Raw genomic sequence first — 25,130 nt, 5'->3', positions numbered from 1 at the left:
TTGCAGATCATATTGTATTATTGGTTTACTAAATTCTGGGCATGAGTAATATCGATTGGGCCGTTCTTATTTGTACCCTCGTGGCTGTGGTAGTTTACGGCGTATTCATCGGCCGTGGCCAGAAAAGCAATGCTTCCTACCTAAAAGCAGACAGTAAAATGCCGTGGTATATTGTCCTTATCGGGATTATGGCGACACAGGCCAGTGCCATTACCTTTCTTTCGGCACCGGGACAGGCGTATACCGACGGGATGCGCTTTGTCCAGTATTATTTCGGGCTGCCTCTGGCAATGATTGTGATCTGCATCACCTTCATCCCGATTTTCCAGCGCCTGAATGTCTACACCGCCTATGAATACCTGGAAAACCGGTTTGATAAAAAAACAAGGGTGCTCACCTCGCTGCTGTTCCTTTTTTCCAGGGGCTTGTCCACGGGAATCAGCATTTATGCGCCGAGCATCATCCTGGCCAGCGTCCTCAACTGGAATATTTATCTCACCAATGTTTTAACAGGCGGCATCCTGTTGATTTACACCTATGTCGGTGGAGCTAAAGCCATCGCCCATACCCAAAAACTACAGTTCCTGATCATTCTGGGAACCATGGCTTTTGCCGGCTATTTGCTGATTCAGGATATGCCGGGCGGCATCGGTTTTAAAGATGCGCTTTATTTGGCGGGGAAATCCGGAAAGCTCAACGTCATCACCACGGAATTCGACTGGAAAGACAAGTACAATATCTGGAGCGGGCTGATCGGAGGTTTTTTCCTGGCGCTTTCGTATTTCGGGACTGATCAAAGCCAGGTCGGAAGGTATATCACTGCTAAAGACAATACCAACGCCAAAATGGGTTTGCTGCTGAACGGATTGGTGAAGATTCCGATGCAGTTTGCCATCCTCCTGATCGGTGCTCTGCTTTTTGCTTTCTTCTCTTTGAAACCGGCACCGATTTATTTTAACGAACGCTCTTACGAGAACCTGAAGGAAGCACAGCCTGAACAGGCGGCTGTGTTTGAAAGAGAACACCGGGATTTACAGGTTAAATTCAACGCAGAATCGAAAGAAATTCTAAAGCTGAAAGAAATACATTCCCCACAGCTTACCAAAGCCATTAAGGGTTTTAAAGACACGCAAACCCAGGTCAAAGCGCTTCATGACAGGGTAGAGGAAGCCATCAACCAATCCAATTACAATGCGGAGAAAACGGATACCAATTATATTTTCCTGTATTTCGTAAAGAATACCCTGCCGGTCGGCATGATCGGCCTCCTGTTTGCCGTCATTTTCCTGGCCAGCTGGGGCTCCATTTCGGCCGCGCTGAATTCCCTTGCCGCCTGCTCGTTAAAAGATGTCCATCTGATATTCAGCAAAGAGGTGCCTGATGAGCAAACCGAATTGAAGTACAGCCGCCTGCATACGCTGGCCTGGGGGATTTTTTCCATTGCCATCGCAATGTTTGCTACGCAGATGGGTTCCCTCATCGAAGCAGTGAATGTATTGGGTTCCCTTTTCTATGGTCCGATCCTGGGGATTTTCCTGGTCGCGTTTTACTTTAAAAAGATCAACGGCGCCAATGTATTTGTTTCCGCCATTCTATCGGAAATAACGGTGATTGCCATCTACCAGTTGGATATCATTTCTTTCCTTTGGCTGAATGTCATCGGGTCTGCGGCGGTGATCCTATTTTCTGCCATCGGGTTATTGTTTAACAGGAAGTTGGTTTAAATTAAACCACAAAACCTAAGGTTCGCCGAAGTCAGAAGCCACAAAAGATATCTTTAAGAGGATGGATGATGAAACCTTAAGTTCTTAATACATAAGTCACAGAGAAGATTTGAATAGCTTGAAAACATTCAGAACACATCAGATTAAAAATCAAAGATTTTTTTAAAACTTTTGTGCGCTTTTTTTACAGCATCGTATTTAACTTTTTAGTGCATCAGTGTCTTTTGTGACTAAAACCCCTCCACAGATTTACACAGATGACAGTTTATTTTTACTTTGGGGTTCAATAAAAAAGTTGGGGCAGATATAAGAAGAAAGCAGTACATTCGTAAACGATTAACAATAATACATAAACCAATAAGAATAGTATGAAATCCATCCTAAAATCGGCGACCGTCCTTGTTGCGGCGATGACGATCTCTGTAAATGCCTTTGCGCAAGAAACCAAGAAACCGGCCAGTCCACCCATGACGGCGACAGGAAAAATCAAAGATGCCAACATCACCATCGCTTACAGCAGCCCTTCGGTGAAAGGACGTACCATCTGGGGCGGCCTGGAGGCCTATGATAAAGTATGGCGTGCCGGTGCCAATGAAGCCACCACTTTTGAAACGGATAAAGACATCACCGTTCAGGGCAAAAAACTGCCTGCCGGTAAATACAGCTTTTTCCTGATCCCTAAAGCCAGCGGAACCTGGACCGCCATCTTCAACAAAGAAGCCAAACAATGGGGCGCCTACAAATACGAGCAGTCCAAAGATGCGTTAAGAGTGGACGTTAAAACTAAAGCTTTACCAACCACCCAGGAAACCCTGGTGTACAAAATCAACAATAATGGTTTCACCATGGATTGGGATAAAATCTCTGTTCCTGTGGAGATTAAGTAATTTGAATTTTAAAAGTTAAATCCCGGCTGTGGCCGGGATTTTTTGTTTGTGGTTTTAATACGATTAAAGATTACAATTGAGGCAACTCTAAATTGTTATTTCAAAAAGTCTAACAGTGATTAATTCTATACCTTAGTTGATAGGGGTTTAATAGGTATTGATATATGCGTAGATTTCTGTCAATAATGGTTAAAAAAACCTAAGCAAAATTTCTATTTTTTTTTCCCTGCCCTCAATGCTTTTATTTGCAGTTCTAAGATTTCTATTTTCTTTTGTAATATAAGGTGTTGATTGTCATATTCTTCATAAATTTCTTCTACGGAAACATCTAACAGCCTGGCAATATCTTTCCATTCCTGATCCGATATTATAATTTTTCCTGTTTCTCTTTTCTGATATTGAGTCTGGCTCATTTTAAGGTAAGTTGCAATATCAGCCTGCGTAATTTTTCTAGCTTTTCGTACAGTAATCAACTTCTTGTTCATTGTTTGGTGAAAAAATTAATAAAACTAAAGTATACAATATTTTTTTTAACACAAAATAAAAGCCTATAAAAAGCTATAATTTTTGCTTTTTAGTGTGAATTATGTTTGATAGATTTGAAAATATTACACAGAAGAGTGAGTGTTTAAAACTTATATTTTGATTTTGTGAGTGCACAGTACAAAATTTAAATATTACTGCTGATCAGCAAAACCCATGTCAGGGTTTATATGGCAAAAAATATTATTAAACTTTAAAAATTATTTTATGAAAAAGTTAGAGAGCTTAAAGCTGAAAAAATTTAAAATGCAAAATATTAAGGGAGGAAAGACTGGAACAGGAATAGGACCAGAAACAGGTATTGGAGAAGATAGTTATAAAGCTGACTATACCTATAACGGAACCCGTTATGTTACTGACACCGTTAAATATGATTAAAATCGAGGGTGAAAACTAAAATAGGCTATTTGTATTTATTACAAATAGCCTAATTTTAAGATTGACATTATGATAATTATTTTTAGTAAAAATTACGGTGAAAATACAACAGATGATGTAATAAACTGGTTGTACCATCATAAAAAAGACAATGAAGCAGTAGTTAGAATAAATGGTGATGATTTACTAAATAAAGACTTTTATATTGATATTTCCAATTCCGAATTTAATTTCAATAATCAAAAAATAGATAATCAAATTGTACATACGATTTGGTTCAGACGTACTTTTGATGAAGACTTTCTACATATTGAACCTAAAATTTTTAATGAGTTTCATAATAACAAAACCCTTGAAAATCATTTATTCTCCGAGTTAAGAACAATATATAGGTTTTTAGAATCGTTTTTAGAACATTCAGTCTGGATTAATAAATACAGTGACAGTTTAAATAAGCTGAAAACACTTCAACTTGCTGAAAAACATGGTCTGAAAATTCCAGGCACCTATATAACTAACAAAATAGAGACTATTAACCAATTAGCAGTAGATAAAAATCTGATTACAAAGCCCATAAGCGATGCTGTAATACTTTTTGATGATGATTCTCATTATATGATGTATACCAGCGAAGTAAATGAGATAAAAAAAGATGGTTATATTTTTCCTACCAAACTTCAAAGTAAAATAGATAAAAAATTTGAACTTAGAATATTCTATATAGACGATGTTTTTTATTCTATGGCTATATTTTCTCAGAATGACCATAAGACTAAGGTGGATTTCAGGAATTATAATTTTAAGAAAAGGAACAGGAATGTACCTTATCAACTACCGCTACATATAGAATCAAGTTTAAAAGAACTAGTTAAAGAATTAAATCTGAAAACGTGCTCGATAGATATGATCGTTTCAACAGATGACGAGTACTATTTTCTTGAAATAAATCCTGTAGGGCAGTTTGGAATGGTTTCCAAACCCTGCAATTATTATTTAGAAGAACAAATGGCATTATATATATTAAAGAATTATGAAGAAAACAGGACCGAAATTTAAAAATAAAAAACTTCCTCTCCCTTATTGGAATATACAAAAAGAATTATCAAATAAGAAATTGGGTGATATTGCAATGATGTATTCTAATTCAGATTTGTATCAAACAAGAGGTTATGTTGTGGAAGGTTCTAGAATAGTGATATCTAAAATAATCAGTTAACTGTTAAATTAATATGATGCGTTTTACTTCCAACTTCTTGTATGGAAATTAATTTTAGCAAAGAACTCCTGGTATATATTTTAAAACCGGACTCCTATCCTTTAGATGATAATATAAGATGACTTATTTTAATAAATTTGCTTGTTGCTTAGTGACTTATGGGCATACAAGAAGTGTAATTTGCGATGTACAGCGAAATAATTATTACCTGATTCCAAATTCTTTATATACTTTACTTACTGAAGAGTTTCCAAATTTTTCCATTGAAGAAATTTTTGAGAATTATGGAAAAGAAAATGAAAAATATTTAAAAGATTATTTAAATTTTTTATTAGCCAATGAAATAGGGTTTATCGATGATCAGATTATAAAAGAGCTCATCCCTTTACATTTACATTACAAGGTAGCTGAACCCATCTCCAATATGATAATTGATGTCAGTACAGAATCTTTTTTTCTTGAAGATTCTGTTCAGATCGCAAAGTTTATTGATGCAAACAGAGTAAAGCAATTACAGATCAGATGTTATGATGTAATTGATTTAAATATGTTTTCAACATTTTTGAATAATCTGTCTGACACTACCTTAAAGGGTATTGAAATAATCCTCCCGTATACAATAAAATCAGAAAATAGATTGGTAAGTAAAAATATTATTAAATCAAATGATAAAATTACCAAACTAATTTATTTCGGATGTAATGAAGGTAAACAAGATAAATATCTGAATAGAATTGTACTGTATGTTCAAGATAAAATTATAAATAAAAAAAATTGCGGACTGATTTCTTCCAACTATTTTAATTCCAATCTCGAAACCTATACGTTATCCAACAACCACAACTCCTGCCTCTACAAAAAAATTTCCATAGATTCTGAAGGCAACATCAGAAACTGCCCTTCCATGCCTCAAAGTTTTGGGAATATTAAAGATACTCCCTTAGAAGATGCGTTATCCCAGCCTGAATTCAAAAAATACTGGAACCTAACCAAAGACAGCATAGACGTCTGCAAAGATTGTGAATTTCGGTATATCTGTACAGATTGCAGAGCTTATACAGAAAGAACCCATACTGATTCTGAAGGTTTAGATACTTCAAAACCTTTAAAATGCGGATATAATCCATACCTAGGGGAATGGGAAGAATGGAGTACCAATCCGCTTAAAGAAAAAGCAATCCATTATTACGGAATGCAGGATTTGGTAAAGGCATAATACAATCATCTTATACAAGTCGATCATCATCTAATTGAAAACACCAGCAAGGATTTGAGACTTATGTGAAAATGGGTGAGAGTATCGCTTTATCACTTTTGTCTGTAGTGTTTTATCATAAAAATAGTCCGTCACATAACTAGTGAAAACGGACTTTTTTTATGATAAAAAAAGTATTTGAACATATAAAATAAAAAGGAGTAGTAGATCGTACTGCACATATCAAACATCATCAGGACAGCTTTTTCCAAAAGCCTCTTTAGCCAATATCATAATCCCATCTTCTAAATCTATGGTAGAAAGGGACCCGTAACCCAGGCGAATGCCATTCACAGGCTGATCGAAGCTATACGTATCCGGTGTAATGATCTTAATTCCTATCGCATCTAATTTCCTGGAAACTTTTGGCCAATTTACCGGCTGATGGGGTACGATCCAAAATGCCAGGCCACCTTCAGGAAAAGTATAAGCCGCTTGGCTGGAGATATATTTATCCAATAGGGTCACCATAAAATCTCTTTTGGCTTTATAGTGGTTGGTGGCCTTTTTGATATGCCGTTTGATGGTACCGTCTTTGATTAGTTGCAAGACTGCCTGTTCCATTATACCGTCGCCTTGTACATCTATGATCTTTCTCAGGTTACCTGTTTTTTCAATGAGGGCATCATTGTTACTGACCAAATAACCAATACGCAGGGCAGGCGCCACCACCTTACTCATCGTACCAATATAAACGTAGTTTTTCAGTTCTGTAAAACTGGATAAAGGCAATAGAGGACGGTACCCGAAATGAAATTCATTATCGTAGTCATCTTCGATAATCGTAAATCCGAATTGGTTAGAAAGTTGTATCAATTCCAGCCTTCTTTTTAAACTCAGTGTTGCTGTAGTAGGGTATTGATGATGTGGGGTTACATATATCGCCTTTATCTTTTTACGTGATTTCAGATGGTTTTTAACCTCTTCTGTAATCAAACCGTCTTTATCCACATTGACGGGTAAGAGCTTTGCACCGGCATTTTCAAATGCTTTCCATGCAGGTTTGTACCCGGGATTTTCTATCATAACATGATCACCTTTAGTCAAAAGGCACTGAGCTGTAAGGTACATCGCCATCTGGCTTCCTCTGGTGATGCAGATATGTTGTTCATTAACCTGCATCCCTCTCTGATGATTGAGCATTTGGACAATCGCCTTCCGGAATTCCAGATTGCCAAATTCATCACCATAACCCATCATTTGCCACTTTGCCTTTTGATTGAATAGCTGCCGGTAAGCCCTTGCCAGCTCCATAACAGGAGCGATCTTAGTGTCAGGATGTCCGTCGTCAAACTGAAGGCGGTAATGCTTGTTTTGTATGCTTTTCGACGTAGCGGCAGCGTTCGTGTCTGATTTAATTTTTCTAAGATCTGGCAATGTGTCGGCAACAAAGGTTCCCTGCCTTTCTTTTGAAACCAGCCAGCCCTCAATCAGCAGCACATTAAGCGCCTCTACAACCGTATTCCGGTTGACTTTTAACAGTTGTGCAAGGTTTCTGCTGCCGGGCAATGCATCGCCGGATTTTAACCTGCCCGAATGGATGTCTTTGATAAGCGCATCGGCTATTTGCAGATAAACAGCTTTATCTGATCGTGCATCCAACTGTATTTCAAATTTCCAATCCCGCAACATCTGGACCATGTGTTTTTGTGAAAACTGTCTTATTATAACAGTCCAAAGATACGATACTTTTGTAGTGCAATAATGCAGTAATCAATAATAATTTTTAAGTTATGTCAAAATCAGAAACATCTACGGAAGTAAAGAAATCCATTCACGCGGAGCAAAAGCAATTCAGCTCAAAAGATTTTCATCAGACCTTTGCCCGCCCCACCTATGTAAAGGCCTCGCACGTTATTCATAAGAACGTTGAAAATGCAGGCGTACACAATCAATTTTCGGAGGAGAGAAAACACCCGGTATTCTTCGTGGATCTGCCGAGTAAAAATGTAAGTATGACCATTGGTGGTTTACTGCCCGGACAGAAAACCCATTTGCACCGCCATACCTATGAAACTGTTTTGTACGTACTTGAAGGTAAAGGCTGGACAAAAGTAGAAGATGAAACTGTAGAGTGGGAAGCAGGCGATGCCGTTTACATCCCGTCCTGGGCTTGGCATCAGCATCAGAATCTAAGCGAGAGCGAACCTGCCAAATATATTGCTTGCGAAAATGCACCGCAACTTCAAAATCTTGGGGTAGCATTGCGTGAGGAAGAAGGCAGGGACTTTTAACTTTTTAATAAGATTATAAATGAATAATGTACCCTTTAAAGGCGTGATCGCTTATCCGGTGACCCCCTTTGACAGAAATGAAAACATCGACATTCCTCTATTCAAAAAACATGTGGAACGGTTGGTAACCACAGGTGCTCACGGTATCGCGCCTCTGGGAAGTACCGGTGTAATGCCTTATCTGAATGATGCCGAAAAAGAAGCCATAGCGGAAGCAACCATGCAACAGGTGGCAGGCAGGGTGCCTACACTGGTAGGCGTTTCTAACCTCACGACGGAGAGAACTCTTTATCACGCAAAATTTGCTGAAAAGGCAGGAGCAACAGCAGTAATGATCATCCCGATGAGTTATTGGAAACTAACCGATGACGAAATTGTAAGACACTATGACCAGGTAGCCTCTACAATTTCCATCCCGATTATGGCGTATAACAATCCGGCTACGGGCGGTGTGGATATGTCGCCTGCATTGCTGAAGCGCTTATTGGAGATTCCGAACGTAACGATGATCAAGGAAAGCTCAGGCGATATACAGCGGATGCACTATCTGAGAAAGGAATTAGGCGAAGAGGTTGCTTTTTTCAACGGTTCGAATCCCCTGGCATTAGCTGCTTTTTCTGCCGGTGCAAGAGGGTGGTGTACGGCTGCCCCAAACCTGATCCCTGAACTGAATATAGCACTGTATGATTCCATACAGGATAACGATCTGGACAAAGCGAGAGCGATATTCTACCGGCAGGTTGATCTGTTGAAATTCATCGTAACCAAAGGTTTGCCACGTTCCATTAAGGCCGGACTGGATCTTCTGGGTGTTGATGGTGGAGGATTCAGAAGTCCTATTCAGCCACTCAGACAAAATGAAATAGCAGAACTGGACGGCATCCTTTCCGCCATAGAAAATCAAGTTTATCAAAGTTAAATCTCTAAAAATAAAGCAAAATGAAAAAAGCAATTTTTTATCATGCAGGTTGTCCTGTATGCGTCAGCGCAGAACAAGACATTTTAAATTTCATTCCTGAAAGTGAGGTCGAAGTCATCCATTTGGGACAGGATAAAGCCAAAGTAAAGGATGCGGAAGCGGCTGGTGTACAATCTGTCCCGGCACTGGTACTGGCCAATGGAAATGTGTTACACATCAATTTTGGAGCTTCGGTTGAAGACCTGAAATAGATTGTTTTTAAAGCCCGGAAGCCCTACAAAGCTTTCGGGCTTTTTATTTGACCGATATCGAAAAATGAAATATAATGCTGGAAAAACAGGTGAATGATTCCTATGAAAAACAGATTCTCTATCCGATATGGTCAACGTAAAGGTAACAGTAAACGGAGCAAACAACTACCTTTTATGGAATAAGCAGATACCATGACTGGAAGCACTGTGAAATATCGGTATGAATGTGCTGTATTTATTTTGCAGAGGTACCTGCGGTACTTGTGTGTGAAAATTCGAGGAATGAGAAGTGCGTTTAAGCAGGAACTCTGTATTATCTGATCCGCATCTGCAAGAAGGGCTGATATTGGCTGGTGTATCCGCTCCGGTACACGAAAGTACACCTCAGATATGATGGGCTTTGAGTCCATGCGATGATATACTTACGGTTTTCGAAGACTATTAGCGGGCATCCTGGACCAGCTGTTTGTCTATAAACTGTACCACAATGCTCATCCTGTAATCCGATAGTTTTGTACTGTCAAAATAAAAATCATAAAAAATGGAATTTAGTATCAAAACAGCAGGTCTGAACGAATTGGACACGATCGCAGAATTATTTAACCTTTACCGGGTTTTTTACCGTCAGGAAGATAATTATGAGCAATGCAAACAGTTTATCAGGGAGCGAATGGACCACGACCAATCCAACATTTTTGTGGTGTATGCAGACGGCAAAGCAGTTGGTTTTGTTCAATTGTACAAACTCTATCATTACATCAGACTGGCAAAACAATATTTATTAAGTGATTTGTTCGTTCATCCTGATTACAGAGGGCACGGACTTTCGGTGGCACTGATAGACCGGGCAAAACAATGGTGCGATGAAACGGGGGCTTGCGGAATGATGCTGGAAACCGAGAAAACAAACGACATCGGCAACAAACTCTATCCACGTTGCGGTTTTGAGTACGACGGCAATCATAATTATTACTATTGGTGGAAGTAAACCATAAGGTACAACACCGTAATAATGATAAACACCGAAAAGATCAATACTGTTGTACAAATTATCTTCCTGATCAGGAGTTAGGGAATAAAAAAACCGACAAAGAAGCGAAAAATCTTCAGATGTCGGTTTTTGCGACCTCGACAGGATTGTAATCAAATCAATTATTGACACATGCAGATCAAATACTGGATATGGTGACAATTTGAACTGACGTGGCAGCTTTGGGTTCAATTATAATGATCTCACTGTATCTTCTGAAATATATTCTTCGGCTCTGTCCCGCCTGATATACATATCATACCATATTTCTGCGATTGTATCCTGTACACCGGAGCCTTCCTGCATCCAGACACCAATACCAATATGACCTGCGTAAATACCTTTGCCAGATAACTCGGTGTTCAGATTCAGGACATGATTACGCAGTCCTGCCATGGCAATACCAACATTGCCCATCATAGGGGTTGGATGTATTGATGCGCCTCCGGTAGTAAACAGCAATGCCCCTGTGTTTTTTTTCAGCATTGCCGGAAGGACTTCGTTGATGGATGAAATGGCTCCCAATACATTGAACTGAAACTGATGGAGCGCATTTTCTTCGTTGACATCTAAAGTTCCCGCCAAATTTTGGACACTCGGTACCGGGCTGTACTCAAGGACATCTATGAAACCGTATTTTTCCTTAATGGCATTAAAGGCGGAAATGATCTGGGCTTTATCCAGAATATCGGCTGTAAAAGCAGAAGCTTCTATTCCGGATTGTTTCAATTCTGCGACCAGGTCATTCAGCTTTTGCTGGTTTCGTTCGATAAGGGCTACCTGAAATCCATTTTTACCAAATTTCTTTGCAATGGACAGACCCAATCCGGTACCTGCCCCAACTATTGCTATGGTTTTCATTTTTAATGATTTAATGTATTGTTTTTTATGGTGTTTAATTGCATTCTCCTTCAGTTGAACAGCTTTTCCCCTGTATGGTTTCCAGTCTGGTCTGCGGATTATCTTTCTGCCATTCGGAAAAAGACCTTTCAAGGGTTTGCAGGATATCATTGGGCTGCTGCGCCCCTGCAATGGCGTATTTTCGGTTCAGTACGAAAAAGGGAACTCCTGTGGCTCCTAAACGCTGTGCTTCGCGGCTGTCATGCTCTACCTGCTCTGCATACACAGGATCTGTAAAGGCTGTATTCACCTCACTTTCCGTTAAACCGATCTCTTTTCCCAGCCCAATGAGGGTTGCCTGGTCATTGAGGTTTTTACCTTGTGTGAAGTAAGCATAAAATAAAATTTCTTCCGCTTTTTCACCCAACCCTTTAGTTTTGGCAAACTGTATAATGCGGTGGCCTTTCATGGAATTGGTGACCAGGGCTCGATCAAGATTATATTCAAGACCTACACTTTGGGCATATTGGATCAGGTCCTGGTGCATCGTTTTGGATTGCTCATAGCTCAGGCCTTTGTGGTCGGCCACGAACATATACATATCCTCCTGGTATTTTGGTACTTCGGGCATAGCCGGGTCAAGCTGGAAGCTTTTCCATTCTACTTCTATGAATTCCTTACCGGGGAATTGTGATAATGCTTTCTCGAAATTACGTTTTCCAATATAGCAGAACGGACACATAATATCCGACCATATTTCTATTTTCATCTTATTTTCCATTGTCTTGTTTTTTCTTTGTGTTAATGGTTGTTGATGCTGTTCCTGGCCGCATGCCATAAAGAACAGCAAGGAGAAGATAGCAGCCAGTGAATTACTTTTCATAATTCAGTTTCCGGAAATAATAATAGGATACCGCGAGCAGCGCAAACGGAACAAGCGGAGCAACACCTTTGGCAAACCCATCCACCATACCGTGTGCCAGGCTTGCTGACAGCAAGAGGATTCCAAATCCTACATAAGCCCATTCTTTGAACATCGTTGGAATAGCAGGAATCAGGATAACGATAGCTCCTGCGATTTTCAGGATATCCAGTTCAAGAGTGAAGTAATCCGGAAACTGTAAATTTTTAACTGCCTGGATGAGGTATTCTCTGGGTGCGAAATAGGAGGGCAAAATGATCAAAGCCATGGTAATGCCTGTGATGATCCAATAAATCCGTTTTGCCTTTTTATCAGGATTCTGAGCGAAGTCAATCTGTTTTGTCATTGTTAAAAAATTAAGGGTTGGAAATTTCTGTCTGATATTCTTTAATGGTACAAAATTACGTACATTTGCTTACATTTTGTAAGCAGTTACCCCAACGTAAGCAGTTACCTTAAAGTAAGCAATATGACAGATCAATTTCCAGAGAGTACCCAAACCGAATGTCTGGCAAGAATGCTGACCGTCCGTGATGCCCTTGATGTGGTAAGCGGCAAATGGAAAATACTCATTATTATTTCCATCATGAGCGGCCATAAACGCTTCAGGGAAATAGAACGGAGCATTCCTAAAATTTCCTCAAAGGTTCTGGCCAAAGAACTGAAGGATTTAGAGGAGCATCAGCTGATTAAACGGACCGTATATGATGAATCGCCTGTATTAGTGGAGTACACCGCAACAGATTATGTTTTTACTCTTGAAAAAGTAATTGAAGAGCTGCATAACTGGGGCTCAAACCACAGAAAAAAGATATTGGGGCAATAATTATCTCGGTAAATTGAAGTTTCCGGATATACTTCCCAACTTATTCTGGATCAAAGTACCATACAGAAATAAAAAAAAACGCCAACTGTTTTCAGCTGGCGTAATTTTGCTTTTTGTGACCTCGACAGGATTCAAACCTGTAACCTTCTGAGCCGTAATCAGATGCGCTATTCAGTTGCGCCACGAGGCCATTGTTTAATGGTTTGCAAATATAGCACTTTTTTCTTTTCTTTGAAAGATGAAACTGAAAATTTTAGTATTATTCGCGGCCTGGACGCTAATTGGCTGTAAAAGAGAACCAAAAATTTCATCGGCAGACTGGACTTCTATTTCCGGAAGGCTCCAGTACCGGGAGACCGATCAGAAGCTGGAGCTGAAATCAGGGAATTTCACCTATTCCATTGATGAAAATAAGGTCCCGTTTAAGAAAATCGTACTGCTGAACGCCAGCATGGCCGGGTACATCGCTGAGCTGGGCATCGAAAATGCCATTGCGGGAGTATCCAGTCCGGAATATATATATTCGGAAAAAATCCAGCAGCTTGTACGGCAGGGCAAAATACAGGATGTGGGCAATGAGCAGAAGTATAATGTAGAAAAGGTCCTGGCATTGAAACCTGATGCAGTCCTGACGAATTATATCGCCAGCTTCGACAATACCTACCAACTGCTGAAAAACAACGGCATTCAGGTAATTTTTCTCGACGAGTACCTGGAACAGCAGCCGCTGGAAAAAGCAGCCTACCTGAAGCTGTTCGGAAAGCTGCTGGGGAAAAGCGAAGAAGCCGAAAAGAAATACCTGGAAATAGAACAGAATTACAACAGCCTGAAGAAAACGGCAGCAGGAACCAAAGAAAAGCCGGTGGTGCTGGCCAATGAAATGTATGGCGATGTCTGGTACCTTCCGGGGGGCAGGACGTCTTCTGCGCGTTTTATCACCGATGCCCATGCGGACTACATCCTTCAGAACAATACTGATGAAAAAGCGGTAACCATGAGCTTTGAGGAAGTCTATGCGAAAGCAGGTTCCGTCCAGTATTGGGTGAATGCCGGAAATCATGTCTTAAAGAAAGAAATGCTCAGCATCAATCCGCTGTACAGCAGGCTGAATGTATTTAACAACGGCAAAATATACGTGATCACCGGCCGTGAAAGGCAGAAAGCCAATGATTTTTTTGAAAGCGGAGTAGTGCGTGCCGATGTGGTGCTGAAAGATTACATCAAGATCTTCCATCCCTCACTTTTCCCCGGTTACCGGCTTACTTATATGAAAGAACTGCCGTAAATCGGACTTATTCCTTATTTTTGTAGTTCGTTTACGAAGATTATGTGGAAAAAAATCAAACAACTGATATTTATTATCCTGATCCTGAATGTGGTATTCATCGTCTGGGGAAGGTTTTTCAATCCTCCCATTACGATTACCCAGATCGGAGGAATCCTTGAATACGGCAAACTGCAGCGGGATTACATTTCATCGGATGAAATGGGAGACAAGGTGAAAAAAGCCGTCATCGCTTCGGAGGACCAGAATTTTTTCATCCATGACGGATTTGACTATAAAGCCATTGAACGGGCCATGAAGAGCAATGAAAAAGGCAAGAAGCTGAGAGGTGGGAGCACCATTTCACAGCAGACAGCCAAAAACATCTTCCTGTGGCAGGGCAGGAGCTGGTTCCGCAAAGGGCTGGAAGCTTTTTATACCTTTATCATCGAAAAAATATGGGGTAAGGATGTGATCCTGGAAAGGTACCTGAACTCCATTGAAATGGGACGAGGCGTTTTCGGGATCGAAGCGGCATCCCAGTATTATTTTAAGAAACATGCCAAAGATCTGACGACTTCGGAAGCGGCATGGATCGCTGCCGTTTTGCCGAACCCTAAGAAATATGATCCTAATAACCCATCAGCCTACCTCAGCAGGAAACATAACTGGATTATGAGACAGATGAGGAATATAAGCCTGAAATAGTATCTTTGTACCCATGAAACTTTTCAATTCCGGTATCCATTTCGAATCAGTTCTTAAGAAATATTTTTCTTTCAGGAACGAAACCCTCTCGCTGGAGCCCTTTGCCGAGTTTCTCGACAGTGCCAAAAGAGCTGATTTTACAGAAGTCCTCAATTCCTTCAGGAGCAATCCCAATATTGCGGACAACTTCGGGTATTATATCCACAACATCCTCAGGGAACGCCCATTCAACCTTTCGCTGACAGAAGCCAATATCCTTTCAGAAAATGCTTTTTTTCCTGAACTTAAAAAAAGGATCCTGAATAAGGTACTTCCTCCGGTAGAGCATGAGAATACGGTCTGGTACCTGATTGACAACGTCAGCCTCACGCCGAGAAGTGAACTGAAATTCCTGCATAATCTTCCCGAAAATGAGTTTAACGAATTTTTGCAGATTATCGGTGCCGCAGATTTCATTATTAAACCTGAAGTAAAAAAGGAGCTGATCTTCTCCATGAACATCCTTTCCTGGAGGGTTACAGGAATGGCAATGGAAGTGGATGTGGTGAGGATGGCCCCGGAATACAGGAATTTTGATAACCCTTTCCTGGCTTTGCAGAACGAGCTGGAAGACCTTGCGGAAGAGTTGGAGCAGAATCCTGAGCTGCAGCTGGATTCCAGGGACAGCCGGTACAAGCAGATCAAAATCTATATCGAGCAGTGCCTGGAATTTGTGAATATCGCATTCAAGAATTCCTCGCAATACGGGATTTCCGGAAAGATCAACCAGTCGCTGCTGAAGATCCGGCAGCAGATCCAGCGTATTTTTGAAACCATACAATTGCTGGTGATCGATACTGAGGCAGATATTACGCGCAATTCCAAGCAGCTGATCTTTAATATCCTGAGCTATAAATCCCATAAGAATAATATCTCGGAACTCATCAACGACAGTACGCGTCTGATTTCCCACCTGATTACCAACCATACCGCAGAAACGGGGAGCCATTACATTACTTCTACCAAGAAGGAGTACATGACCATGTTTTATAAAGCGAGTGGAGGAGGCATTATCGTAGGAGCCTTATGTGTGCTGAAAGTGCTGTACGGATATATACCGGGAAGTGATTTTTTCCATGCCTTTTTCTATTCCCTGAATTATGCGATGGGATTTGTCATGATCTATCTGATGCGGTTTACGCTGGCTACCAAACAGCCGGCTATGACGGCAGCAACCATGACGAAAGTGCTTTCTGAAGAGGGGAACACCCAAAGAAACCGTAAGGAGTTTGCGCATCTGGTTTCCAAGCTGTTCAGGAGCCAGTTCATTGCTTTTGTCGGCAATGTCCTGCTTTCGTTCCCGGTGGCCTTGGCCATTATTTACGGCCTGGATGTATTCTTTTCCCAGAACCTGGCCATTGACCGCTCAGACAAGCTCCTGATGGACCTGGATCCGTTTAAGTCAAAAGCAATCCTTCACGCCAGTATTGCCGGCTTTTACCTGTTTATTTCAGGAATTATTTCCGGGAATATCGGGAACAACTCCGTATTTTACCAGATCCCTGAACGGATTGCCAAAAACCTTTCGATAAGGAAATTCCTGGGGGCGAAATTTGCGAAGGGACTTTCCAGATATTATGCGCGCAACTGGCCGGGGATCGTATCCAACTTCTGGTTCGGGGTATTCCTGGGCGCCACGGCTCCGGTTGGGCTTTTCCTGGGACTTGACCTGGATATCCGCCACATTACCTTTGCAGCGGGCAATTTTGCGCTGGGATTGTACGGAAAAGACTTTTCCGTGGATAGCTATACATTCTGGATTTCCTTTATTACCGTATTCCTGATCGGATTTTTTAATTTCCTGGTCAGTTTTTCCCTATCCATGTTCCTGGCATTCCGTTCCAGGAAGCTGAACTTCGGGCAGGTCAGTGAAATTTACAAAGAGATTTTCAGGTATTTCCTTAAGCATCCGCTTAAATTCTTCCTGCCGATCCGGTCCGGACTGGATAAACGTGCAGATGAGCTGATGAGCAGTACAGTAACTACAAAATCTGAAGATCGGTAAAGAGTTCTTCGCCGAACTGGTCCTGGAATTTTTTCAGGTAAAAGCTTTTACGCATCTTAAAATCGTTTTTCAGAAGCGGCGATCCGATCCTGATAGAAACCACTTTATCTGAAAGATTGACACTGATGATTTCGGCAAACAGACTTTCATCAAGGTAATCCTCCAGGAAATCCTTGATTTCAAAAGCCAGCAGCTTGTCCTCAAAGCCGTAGATCCTGGCAAAAGACTTCACCAGCTCGGAGGATTGATATTCCCGTTTCTTCTTTCTCATCTAAATTCTTTTTTATCAGACCAACATCAATATTTTGAAAAATATCCCATCATTTATTACCCATTGCTCATTACCCATTACTTATTACTCATAACTCAAAGATAATGCTCTCCTCATTGATCTTCTTCACCACGTTTTCCGTCCGTTCCCGGTGCGTATCTGTGATAAAGATCTGTCCGAAATTTTCCCGGTTAACGAGCTCGATCAGCTGTGAAACCCTTGTATCATCAAGCTTATCGAAAATATCATCGAGCAGGAGGATCGGGGTTTTATGCGTCAGTTCCTTGATCAGGCTCATCTGGGCGAGCTTCAGGGAAATCAGGAAAGACTTTTGCTGGCCTTGTGAACCGGTCTTTTTGATGAGGTGATCATCCATTTCAAAAAGGAGGTCGTCCTTATGGATGCCTTTGGAGGTATAGGTCAGCATGCGGTCTTTTTCCAGGTTGTCCTTCAGCAGGTCCTCAAAACGGCCTTCAAGCAGGTGGGATTCATATTGCACGGAAACGGTTTCCTTTCCGCCTGAAATGATGCCATAGAAGTTCTGTACAATCGGGTTAAGCATGGTGACGAATTCCCTGCGCTTTTCAAAAATCTTGGTGCCGTGCCCGGTAATCGGATCATCATAGATTTCCAGTGAATCACGGTCGAACACGCGGTTTTTGGCGAAATATTTCAGCAGGGCATTCCTTTGCTGGATGGTTTTCTGGTACTGGATCAGGTCAAAAAGGTATTCCGGGTCCGTCTGTGAGATCATTGAGTCCAGGAACTTCCTTCTGCTTTCCCCGGAATCTGAGATCAGGTTGGAATCGTAGGGCGAAATCATGACACTGGGGAGGTAGCCGATATGGTCGGCCATCCGGTCGTAGCTCTTGTCGTTCTTCTTGATGACTTTTTTGGATTCCTTAGGCTGGAAGATTTTGATCTGGTCTTCACTGCCGTCATTGATAATATCCGCATCGAGGGTGAAAAAATCCTCGTCTTTTTTAATGTTGTTCAGGTCTGTGTTCCCGAGGAAGCTTTTCCCGACGGATAAATAATGGAGGGCATCCAGGATATTGGTTTTCCCTACACCGTTATTGCCCACAAAGCAGTTGATCTGTGGTGAGAACACAAACCTTCTTTCGGTGTGGTTCTTAAAATTGTACAGGGAAAGTCTTTTGATAATCATACGTCAAAAATACTGTATTATAGCCAGAAATAAAAAGGGAAGTGCCGAACAGCTTTCTACCCCGAAAGAAAAATAAGCATCGCTGTTGTCATTCTTTGAACCGTAAATAAACCCGAAAGTAACGGTACAGGCCATAAAAAAGGCGACCCCATGCTGGTATTCCAGATGGAAAATGGCGGTCAGCAGGCTGATAAACACCAGGAGATAAGCTATATATTTGGTGTTCCGTACCCCGATCAGCTTAGGAAAAGTTTCCACCGTATCGCTCTTCATATCCCGGATGTCGAACGGTAGTACCAGCGCTGTGATAAAACAGAAGCTGATCACAAAAATAGGGATGCTGAATTCCGGCAGTGTGAGCCAGCAGTTCACCAGTGCCCAGACCAGTCCTACATAAAAGACTTTCAGCAAAGAGATCTTACGGATATAAACATCGAGGAAAAAACTGTTGTACAGGAGTCCTAAGATCACAATAACCAGCCATTTCAGAAGCCTGACCCCGTTATGGTTGTAAATAATCAGCAGGGCACAGACGATTCCTGCCACAGCATTCAGGACCAGTATGGCCGGGAAATGTTTCGTATTCTGGTATTTGGTATACAGGTAGCCGCTGAAATAGGTGATGAAAATAAAGAGTACGGTAGGCCATCGGAACGTGTTTTGCTCTAGCATGAAGAATACTGCAAAAAGAGTTCCCATTAATGAGACATACAATTGGCTGTCTATAATGGATTTTTTCAGTATTTTTAATAAATTCATCAGATCAAAAATAACACTTATGAAAAGACTTTGCAAGACTTTTGTCTTTTTCCTTCTGCTGCTGGTTTCCTCCGGGGCTGTTGCGCAGAAATACTATGACGAACAATGGAAAAAGATAGAAGCAAACGTCGGGAAGGGGACCTTCAAATCCAGTCTTCCTATTGTTTTGGACATCCAAAATCAGGCCATGAAAGACAACAATGTACTTCAGCTGATCCGTTCCCTGAAAGCGGAATTCAGCATCATCAACCAGACCGGAGACCAGGAAAACAACAACGCGGTTTCTACTTTTTTTGCGAAGATCCAGACTGCCGGGAAGCAGCTGAAAGGAAAGGAAAAACTTTTGTATGATACCCTTGCCAATGAATTTTTCATGAATTATTATAACAATAACTCATGGAGGATCAACGGCCGTACCAACCTGGATACGCAGGATTTCTCACAGATCGAGACCTGGAGCAGGCTGGCCTTTAAAAATTACCTGCTCAAAAACTTTGCGGCACTGGATGCGCAGCAAAAGGAAATGCGGCAGATTTCTATGACAGCCTATAAAGACCTTTTCCCGGAGAAGGCTGACCTGGCTTATTTTCCTACACTGTCCGACTGGTATGGAGTACAGGAGATCGAATTCCTGTCCAATTCAAACCTTTTTACAAAGAATGAACTGACAGATAACCAGAAAAAAATCAATGCCCGGTATGACGGGCTGATTGCAGATAATACAGGAAATGCAAAACTGTACTTCATGCACCGCAAATGGTCGCAGAACTGCAGCTTCTCAGCATGTAAAAACCGTCTGGAAGGACTTCAGGACCTGCTGAAATCTGACGTGGAAGGAGATTACAAAGTGGTCATCATGCAGGAAATCATGCAGGAACTTATCGGCAGGCACAAAGAGAAAGAAGCATTGGCAGTGGCAGAGCAGGCCAAAAGCCGTTATCCTGAATCGCTCTTCCTGGATAACATCAGGAACAGCGAAAACCAGATTACCAATCCGTACCTGCAGCTGAAATATGAGCAGGAGGCGCAAAGTAAGCTTCCGATCCAGCTTGTGGCAGAGCATAAGAACATTTCAGCATTTTCACTGAATATTTACGAAATAAAGGATATCCTCCCATTTATGCAGTATCTGTCCAATCCCTACGGGGGTTCCGTAAATAAGGTTCCTAAAAAGCTTGTGAGGAAAGAGGACTACACATTGCCGGACCTTAAGGACTTCCATAACCATACCACGGCTTTGGAAATAAAGCCGCTTCCGTCAGGGATTTATATGGTTGAATGTACTATTCCGGGCGATGAGCTGAAAGATAAAAACCAGGAAAAGAATTTCTGGTTCCTGGTTTCCGATCATAAAATCATTTACCAGAGTAAAAGAGAGGACAGAGGCGACTCAGATGTCCTCAAACTGGTCAGCAGTGAAAATGGGAAACCGGTAAAAACCGAAAAACTGACGTTTTACGAGTATGCCGGAAACGCAAGCTTCAATACAACCAACGGAAACACCGATTCAGACGGAACATTCAGGCTACCGGCTACCAAAAACGGGCAGTATTACAGAACATTCCTGATCCACCAGCCGGCAACCAATGATTTCCAGATCATGCGTTCCTATGGTAACAACAGTCCGGAAAATAATGCTGAGCAGAAAGACCGCAGCATGGCACAGATCTTTACGGACCGCGCCATCTACCGTCCCGGACAGACCGTTTACTTTAAGGTCATCAACACCCGGATCAGGAAAGAAACCGAATCCGTAGTGGCCGGATTGAAACAAAAGATCACGCTGGTGGATGCGAATGATGAGAATGTTTCTTCGCAGACATTCACCACCAATGAGTTCGGGTCCTACAACGGCAGCTTTATCCTTCCCAAAGGTAAGCTGAACGGTACTTTTTACCTGAGGACGGACGGAGATCAGGAAGGAGAAAAAGACTTCCGGGTTGAAGAGTATAAAAGGCCGAAATTTGAAGTAACATTTGAACCGGTGAAGGAAGAATACCAGTACGGCCAGACCATTATGCTCAAAGGAAAAGCCATGATGTTCTCCGGTGTGCCGCTCAGCAATACGACGGTACAGTATGAAATAAAAAAACGCGATATCCGTTGGAGATATTTCCCTTGGTATGATAACGGCAGCAACAATGAAAACTCTGTTCTCGGGGAAGCAAAAACCAATGAAAAAGGGGAGTTTACCATCCGTGTCGACCTTAAAAAAGATGAGAAAAGGGAAGGTGTCCAGATCGATAATTATGAAATCAATGCTTCCGTAACCGATATCAATGGTGAAACCCAGTCTGCGGATACCCAGCTTAAGGTAGCTTCAGTGTCGCATTATATCAAAGCCGATGAAATCAATAATGTTTTTGCCGGGGAAAATGTAAAAACCAAAGTAGAAACGAAAAATTACAATGACCAGGAACTGAAAAAAGCCTACAGGGTAAACCTTTCCAGGTTGCAGGGTGCCGACAGGATTTTCAGGAACAACTTCCAGGCAGCAGTACAGGATCTTCCGAAGTTGTCAAAACCTGAATTCATCAGCAAATTCCCGCATGATTTCTATGATAAAAATGACGAACCGAAAGAACGAAAAGTGTCCGCAGTAGTGCTGAACGGTGCAGAGAAGAACCAGCAAATGCTTGACCTTGGTCCGCTTCAGGCCGGTGACTATAAGCTTGAACTGTATAATATCGAAGGTAAAGATACCATCAAAACAGTACAGTATTTCAGTGTCTGGGATAAGAAAGCTTTAAATACAGGTCAGAAACCATTTTTAAGTGTGGTAGCGCCTAAAGGAGAATTCTCTCGTGGCGGAAGTGCGGTAATCTATGCCTATTCCGCAGTCTCTGACGCCCTGGTGAATATTTTTGTCCAGGACGGTTCCGGCAAAACGGTTCCGGAAGTCCGCCAGATGAAAAACGGGGTGTTGGAATATAAGGCAGATATCCCGAATGACAAAGCGGTTAACGAACTGAACATCCAGTTTCAGGTTGTGGCTTTTAACGACATCCAGACAGAATCCGTTACACTCAAGATCAAAGATTCCGAAGCACCATTAAAAATAGAAACGGTTACGTTCAGGGATAAAATCGAGCCGGGAACCAAAGAAAAATGGTCGGTAAAAGTGACAGGCAGCCAGAAAGAAAAGATCAATGCTGAAGTGCTGGCGAATATGTATGATATGGCTCTGGATCAGTTCGCGGCCAACCGGTTCGACTGGAGGAGCATGAATGTACCGTATTCTAGCATTACTTCGTATACCATGAACCCGAACCTCTTATCGGAATACTACCAGAAAAGAATGCCATATTTCAATAATAGGAATGTCCTAGTTCCGGATTTCAACTGGTTTGATGGTAATCTGACCAACAGATCCATCCTTAATAGGTTGGACGGTAGAGTTCAGGGAATGGTAATCCGGGGAGTGGCTGCACCAGCGGCAGTACAAAAGGAAGCTGCTTTAGAAGAAGTGGTAGTTACAGGATATAAAAGCAAAGTGGCTATGCCAAATGCTGATCAGGAATCTACCGCAGACAGCTTAGTTGAAATGGGTGAACTTGATAAAGTAGCCGTTCGCCAGAACCTCAATGAAACAGCATTCTTCTATCCGGACCTTAAAACCGATTCCGAAGGCAATGTCAGCTTTGAATTCACTTCTCCGGAAGCCTTAACCAAATGGAAGCTGATGTTCCTGGCGCATACCAAAGATGCCAGAGCAGCCACTCTGGAAAAAGAAGTGGTTACCCAGAAAGAATTTTCTGTAACCCCTAATTATCCGCGTTTCTTAAGAGAAGGAGATGAACTGAACCTCCAGTCGAGACTGTCTAACCTGACAGATAAAAAGCTGAACGGTTCGGCAAGCCTGCAAATCCTGGATGCCTTTACCAATGAGGATGTATCCTCTAAATTCGGTATCAATGCAGGAGTACAGAATTTTGAACTGGCTGAAAATGGAAATGCTGCATTGACCTGGAAGCTGAAAGTTCCTGAAAACATCTCTTCCATCATCATTAAAGTGGTGGCGAAAGCAGGCCAGTACTCCGATGGTGAGCAGCAGGCCGTTGCCGTGCTTCCGAACAGGATGCTGGTCACCGATGCCGTTCCTGTATTTGTGAAACAGGGTGAAACCAAAACATTCGTGTTGGACCAGCTTAAAAATACGGGCTCAAAGACCATTTCCAATGTGTCCAATACGCTTGAGCTGACCACCAATCCGGTATGGGAAATTATGTTTGCGCTTCCTTCCATGAAAAACGACCTGAACAATTCTTCAGACGTTGTTTTCGACAAATGGTTTGCCGATGTCTTAGCCTCTGAGATCTTCAGGGCTAATCCGAAAATGAAGACCATTTTTGAGGAATACCAGAATAAAGGACTGTTACAGTCCAATCTTGAAAAGAACCAGGAACTGAAACAATTGTTGCTGGAAGAAACACCTTGGGTATTGGAAAGCAGCAATGAACAGGAGCAGATGCAGAAACTGGCGCTGCTGTTTGATGCCAACAACATGAAGAATTCTACGATGCAGGATTGGGAAGAGCTGAAAAACCTTCAGAATCCGGACGGCGGCTTCTCCTGGTATCCTGGATATCCGAGCTCATACAGTGTTTCCCTTTATATCCTTAAAAACCTGGGCAAAATCAACCAGTGGCTGAAAGGAAATATGAAAGACTACCAGGATTCGGCACAGAATGCAATGGTAGCCAAACTGGTTCAGTATGCCGATACCGAAATCAGCAAATATGCAAATGGTGTAAGCAGCAAAGATAAAGTATGGAACAACCTGATTCTGGATTACCTGAATACCAGAAATTACTGGGAGCAGCAATATCCTCTGAAAGGAAAAGGTGCCGAACTGAAAACCCTGGTTCAGCAGCAGGCCAAAACCGTAAAAATGACCGATCTGACGTTTTTCGGACTGCACCGTATAGCACTTCTGATGAACAACTATGGCCAGAAGGAAGTTTCCGCTAAGCTGATGAACTACCTGAAAGAAACCTCTACAGAAACAAAAGCCCAGGGAACATACTGGAAACAGAACCTGGACGATTGGGGCTGGTTCAGCTCAAAAGTGGTGAACCATGCGGGAGCCATTGAAGCATTCAGCCTGTTGAAGCCGCAGGATCAGTCATTTATTGAAGACCTGAAAATATGGCTGGTAACCCAGAAAGAAGTCAATTCATGGGGCAGTTCAAGGGCTACGGCGGAAGTGATCTTTACCATCCTGAATTCAGGGCAGTCATGGACCGGTACCGAGAGCAATCAGGCAACCATTGTATGGGGCGGGAAACAGATCCAGCCGCAGACCCAGGCAACAGGCTATGTAAAATCAACGGTGAAAAGCGATGTACTGGATAAAAACCTGGCTACGGTTACAGTGACCAAACCAGGTCCGGGAATCGTGCAGGGAGGATTATTCTGGCAGTATTATGAAGACCTGGATAAGATCAGGTCTTCCGAAACTTACCTTTCCGTAAGCAAAGAGCTGTACAGGAAAATCAAGACCGTGAACGGAGAAGAGTTGCAGCCGATTTCAGCGCAGACCCCCCTGAAAACCGGAGACCGCGTAACTGTACGAATGATCCTGAATACCGACCGTCCGATGGAATTCATCCACATCAAAGACATGCGTGCCGCAGGATTTGAGCCGGTAGATGTTTTATCAGGATACGAGTGGAAAAACGGACTGAGTTATTACCAGTCGACCAAAGACGCCTCCACCAACTTTTACATCCAGGCCATGCCAAAAGGGAAGTACGTATTTGAATACGATGTGGTCGCCAATGCTTCCGGGAAATTCTCGAACGGAATCACGACTATCCAGAATTATTATGCGCCTCAGATGAATGCGCATACCCAGGGAACTCAGGTGACGATTTCCGAGTAAACTCATT

At 42.0% G+C, this 25,130-nt stretch carries 23 protein-coding genes and 1 tRNA gene; 15 read left to right on the top strand and 9 right to left on the bottom strand.

Features of this window, described 5'->3' with window-relative positions; all coding sequences use genetic code 11:
- Positions 1 to 41: 41 nt before the first annotated feature.
- Positions 42 to 1,724 (top strand): sodium:solute symporter family protein, encoded by a 1,683-nt coding sequence (locus CGB83_RS04435; RefSeq protein ID WP_100074711.1) that lies wholly within the window; start codon positions 42 to 44, stop codon positions 1,722 to 1,724.
- Positions 1,725 to 2,092: 368 nt separating this feature from the next.
- Entirely contained in the window at positions 2,093 to 2,611 is a 519-nt protein-coding gene (locus CGB83_RS04430; protein ID WP_100074710.1) for a DUF2911 domain-containing protein, read from the top strand.
- Positions 2,612 to 2,823: 212 nt separating this feature from the next.
- Here the strand turns inward: CGB83_RS04430 and CGB83_RS04425 are convergent, their stop codons facing one another.
- Positions 2,824 to 3,096 (bottom strand): helix-turn-helix transcriptional regulator, encoded by a 273-nt coding sequence (locus CGB83_RS04425; protein WP_100074709.1) that lies wholly within the window; start codon positions 3,094 to 3,096, stop codon positions 2,824 to 2,826.
- Positions 3,097 to 3,361: 265 nt separating this feature from the next.
- On the opposite strand from CGB83_RS04425, the gene CGB83_RS04420 reads away from it, so the two are divergent.
- The 4 genes from CGB83_RS04420 to gwsS all read left to right on the top strand — a co-directional run bounded on the left by CGB83_RS04420 (position 3,362) and on the right by gwsS (position 5,964).
- On the top strand, positions 3,362 to 3,532 hold the full coding sequence (locus tag CGB83_RS04420; RefSeq protein WP_157761313.1) for a hypothetical protein: 171 nt from the start codon (positions 3,362 to 3,364) through the stop codon (positions 3,530 to 3,532).
- 69 nt (positions 3,533 to 3,601) lie between these two features.
- A complete protein-coding gene (gene gwsG / locus CGB83_RS04415) occupies positions 3,602 to 4,588 on the top strand; it encodes a grasp-with-spasm system ATP-grasp peptide maturase (RefSeq protein WP_100074707.1) in 987 nt (328 codons plus the stop codon).
- Entirely contained in the window at positions 4,563 to 4,748 is a 186-nt protein-coding gene (locus CGB83_RS04410; RefSeq protein ID WP_100074706.1) for a hypothetical protein, read from the top strand. The genes gwsG and CGB83_RS04410 overlap by 26 nt, the downstream gene beginning before the upstream one ends.
- 118 nt (positions 4,749 to 4,866) lie before the next feature.
- On the top strand, positions 4,867 to 5,964 hold the full coding sequence (gene gwsS / locus CGB83_RS04405; protein ID WP_100074705.1) for a grasp-with-spasm system SPASM domain peptide maturase: 1,098 nt from the start codon (positions 4,867 to 4,869) through the stop codon (positions 5,962 to 5,964).
- A 222-nt stretch (positions 5,965 to 6,186) separates the two neighbouring features.
- Here the strand turns inward: gwsS and pdxR are convergent, their stop codons facing one another.
- Positions 6,187 to 7,635 carry a MocR-like pyridoxine biosynthesis transcription factor PdxR gene (pdxR, locus tag CGB83_RS04400; protein WP_100077491.1) on the bottom strand — a complete coding sequence of 483 codons (1,449 nt, stop codon included), beginning with the start codon at positions 7,633 to 7,635 and terminating at the stop codon, positions 6,187 to 6,189.
- Positions 7,636 to 7,736: 101 nt separating this feature from the next.
- Between pdxR and CGB83_RS04395 the strand changes: the two genes are divergently transcribed.
- From CGB83_RS04395 to CGB83_RS04380, 4 genes are all read left to right on the top strand, one after another.
- On the top strand, positions 7,737 to 8,237 hold the full coding sequence (locus CGB83_RS04395) for a cupin domain-containing protein (RefSeq protein WP_100074704.1): 501 nt from the start codon (positions 7,737 to 7,739) through the stop codon (positions 8,235 to 8,237).
- Between the two features lie 19 nt (positions 8,238 to 8,256).
- Positions 8,257 to 9,156 (top strand): dihydrodipicolinate synthase family protein, encoded by a 900-nt coding sequence (locus tag CGB83_RS04390; protein WP_100074703.1) that lies wholly within the window; start codon positions 8,257 to 8,259, stop codon positions 9,154 to 9,156.
- Positions 9,157 to 9,176: 20 nt separating this feature from the next.
- Complete coding sequence (locus CGB83_RS04385; protein ID WP_100074702.1) at positions 9,177 to 9,407, top strand: thioredoxin domain-containing protein; 231 nt, start codon at positions 9,177 to 9,179, stop codon at positions 9,405 to 9,407.
- A gap of 541 nt (positions 9,408 to 9,948) precedes the next feature.
- Entirely contained in the window at positions 9,949 to 10,395 is a 447-nt protein-coding gene (locus CGB83_RS04380; protein ID WP_100074701.1) for a GNAT family N-acetyltransferase, read from the top strand.
- Between the two features lie 234 nt (positions 10,396 to 10,629).
- On the opposite strand, the gene CGB83_RS04375 is transcribed toward CGB83_RS04380, so the two are convergent.
- The 3 genes from CGB83_RS04375 to CGB83_RS04365 all read right to left on the bottom strand — a co-directional run bounded on the left by CGB83_RS04375 (position 10,630) and on the right by CGB83_RS04365 (position 12,545).
- Complete coding sequence (locus CGB83_RS04375) at positions 10,630 to 11,298, bottom strand: SDR family NAD(P)-dependent oxidoreductase (RefSeq protein WP_100074700.1); 669 nt, start codon at positions 11,296 to 11,298, stop codon at positions 10,630 to 10,632.
- A 34-nt stretch (positions 11,299 to 11,332) separates the two neighbouring features.
- A complete protein-coding gene (locus tag CGB83_RS04370; RefSeq protein WP_100077490.1) occupies positions 11,333 to 12,058 on the bottom strand; it encodes a DsbA family oxidoreductase in 726 nt (241 codons plus the stop codon).
- Between the two features lie 91 nt (positions 12,059 to 12,149).
- A complete protein-coding gene (locus CGB83_RS04365; RefSeq protein WP_100074699.1) occupies positions 12,150 to 12,545 on the bottom strand; it encodes a DoxX family protein in 396 nt (131 codons plus the stop codon).
- Positions 12,546 to 12,668: 123 nt separating this feature from the next.
- Between CGB83_RS04365 and CGB83_RS04360 the strand changes: the two genes are divergently transcribed.
- Complete coding sequence (locus CGB83_RS04360; protein WP_100074698.1) at positions 12,669 to 13,025, top strand: winged helix-turn-helix transcriptional regulator; 357 nt, start codon at positions 12,669 to 12,671, stop codon at positions 13,023 to 13,025.
- A 116-nt stretch (positions 13,026 to 13,141) separates the two neighbouring features.
- Here CGB83_RS04360 and CGB83_RS04355 read toward each other — a convergent pair.
- Positions 13,142 to 13,215, bottom strand: a tRNA-Arg gene (locus CGB83_RS04355).
- 48 nt (positions 13,216 to 13,263) lie between these two features.
- Between CGB83_RS04355 and CGB83_RS04350 the strand changes: the two genes are divergently transcribed.
- From CGB83_RS04350 to CGB83_RS04340, 3 genes are read left to right on the top strand one after another with little or no spacing between them, the layout of a single operon-like run.
- Entirely contained in the window at positions 13,264 to 14,310 is a 1,047-nt protein-coding gene (locus tag CGB83_RS04350) for an ABC transporter substrate-binding protein (protein WP_100074697.1), read from the top strand.
- 42 nt (positions 14,311 to 14,352) lie between these two features.
- Positions 14,353 to 14,997 (top strand): monofunctional biosynthetic peptidoglycan transglycosylase, encoded by a 645-nt coding sequence (mtgA, locus tag CGB83_RS04345; RefSeq protein WP_100074696.1) that lies wholly within the window; start codon positions 14,353 to 14,355, stop codon positions 14,995 to 14,997.
- A 13-nt stretch (positions 14,998 to 15,010) separates the two neighbouring features.
- Positions 15,011 to 17,041 carry a recombinase gene (locus CGB83_RS04340; RefSeq protein WP_100074695.1) on the top strand — a complete coding sequence of 677 codons (2,031 nt, stop codon included), beginning with the start codon at positions 15,011 to 15,013 and terminating at the stop codon, positions 17,039 to 17,041.
- Here CGB83_RS04340 and CGB83_RS04335 read toward each other — a convergent pair.
- The 3 genes from CGB83_RS04335 to CGB83_RS04325 all read right to left on the bottom strand — a co-directional run bounded on the left by CGB83_RS04335 (position 17,019) and on the right by CGB83_RS04325 (position 19,239).
- Positions 17,019 to 17,312, bottom strand: coding sequence for a hypothetical protein (locus CGB83_RS04335; RefSeq protein ID WP_100074694.1), 294 nt, complete (start codon positions 17,310 to 17,312; stop codon positions 17,019 to 17,021). The two genes, CGB83_RS04340 and CGB83_RS04335, sit on opposite strands and share 23 nt — an antisense overlap.
- Before the next feature lie 88 nt (positions 17,313 to 17,400).
- On the bottom strand, positions 17,401 to 18,480 hold the full coding sequence (gene recF, locus CGB83_RS04330; RefSeq protein ID WP_100074693.1) for a DNA replication/repair protein RecF: 1,080 nt from the start codon (positions 18,478 to 18,480) through the stop codon (positions 17,401 to 17,403).
- A 3-nt stretch (positions 18,481 to 18,483) separates the two neighbouring features.
- Positions 18,484 to 19,239, bottom strand: a complete 756-nt coding sequence (locus tag CGB83_RS04325; RefSeq protein WP_100074692.1) for a UbiA prenyltransferase family protein — start codon at positions 19,237 to 19,239, stop codon at positions 18,484 to 18,486.
- Between the two features lie 19 nt (positions 19,240 to 19,258).
- On the opposite strand from CGB83_RS04325, the gene CGB83_RS04320 reads away from it, so the two are divergent.
- A complete protein-coding gene (locus CGB83_RS04320) occupies positions 19,259 to 25,123 on the top strand; it encodes an alpha-2-macroglobulin family protein (protein WP_100077489.1) in 5,865 nt (1,954 codons plus the stop codon).
- The last annotated feature ends 7 nt before the right edge of the window (positions 25,124 to 25,130 follow it).

This window comes from Chryseobacterium camelliae (assembly GCF_002770595.1).
GTDB classification, from domain to species: Bacteria; Bacteroidota; Bacteroidia; order Flavobacteriales; family Weeksellaceae; genus Chryseobacterium; species Chryseobacterium camelliae.
Note: the sequence above shows the minus strand (reverse complement) of the source record. Positions and strands in the feature narration are given on the sequence as shown.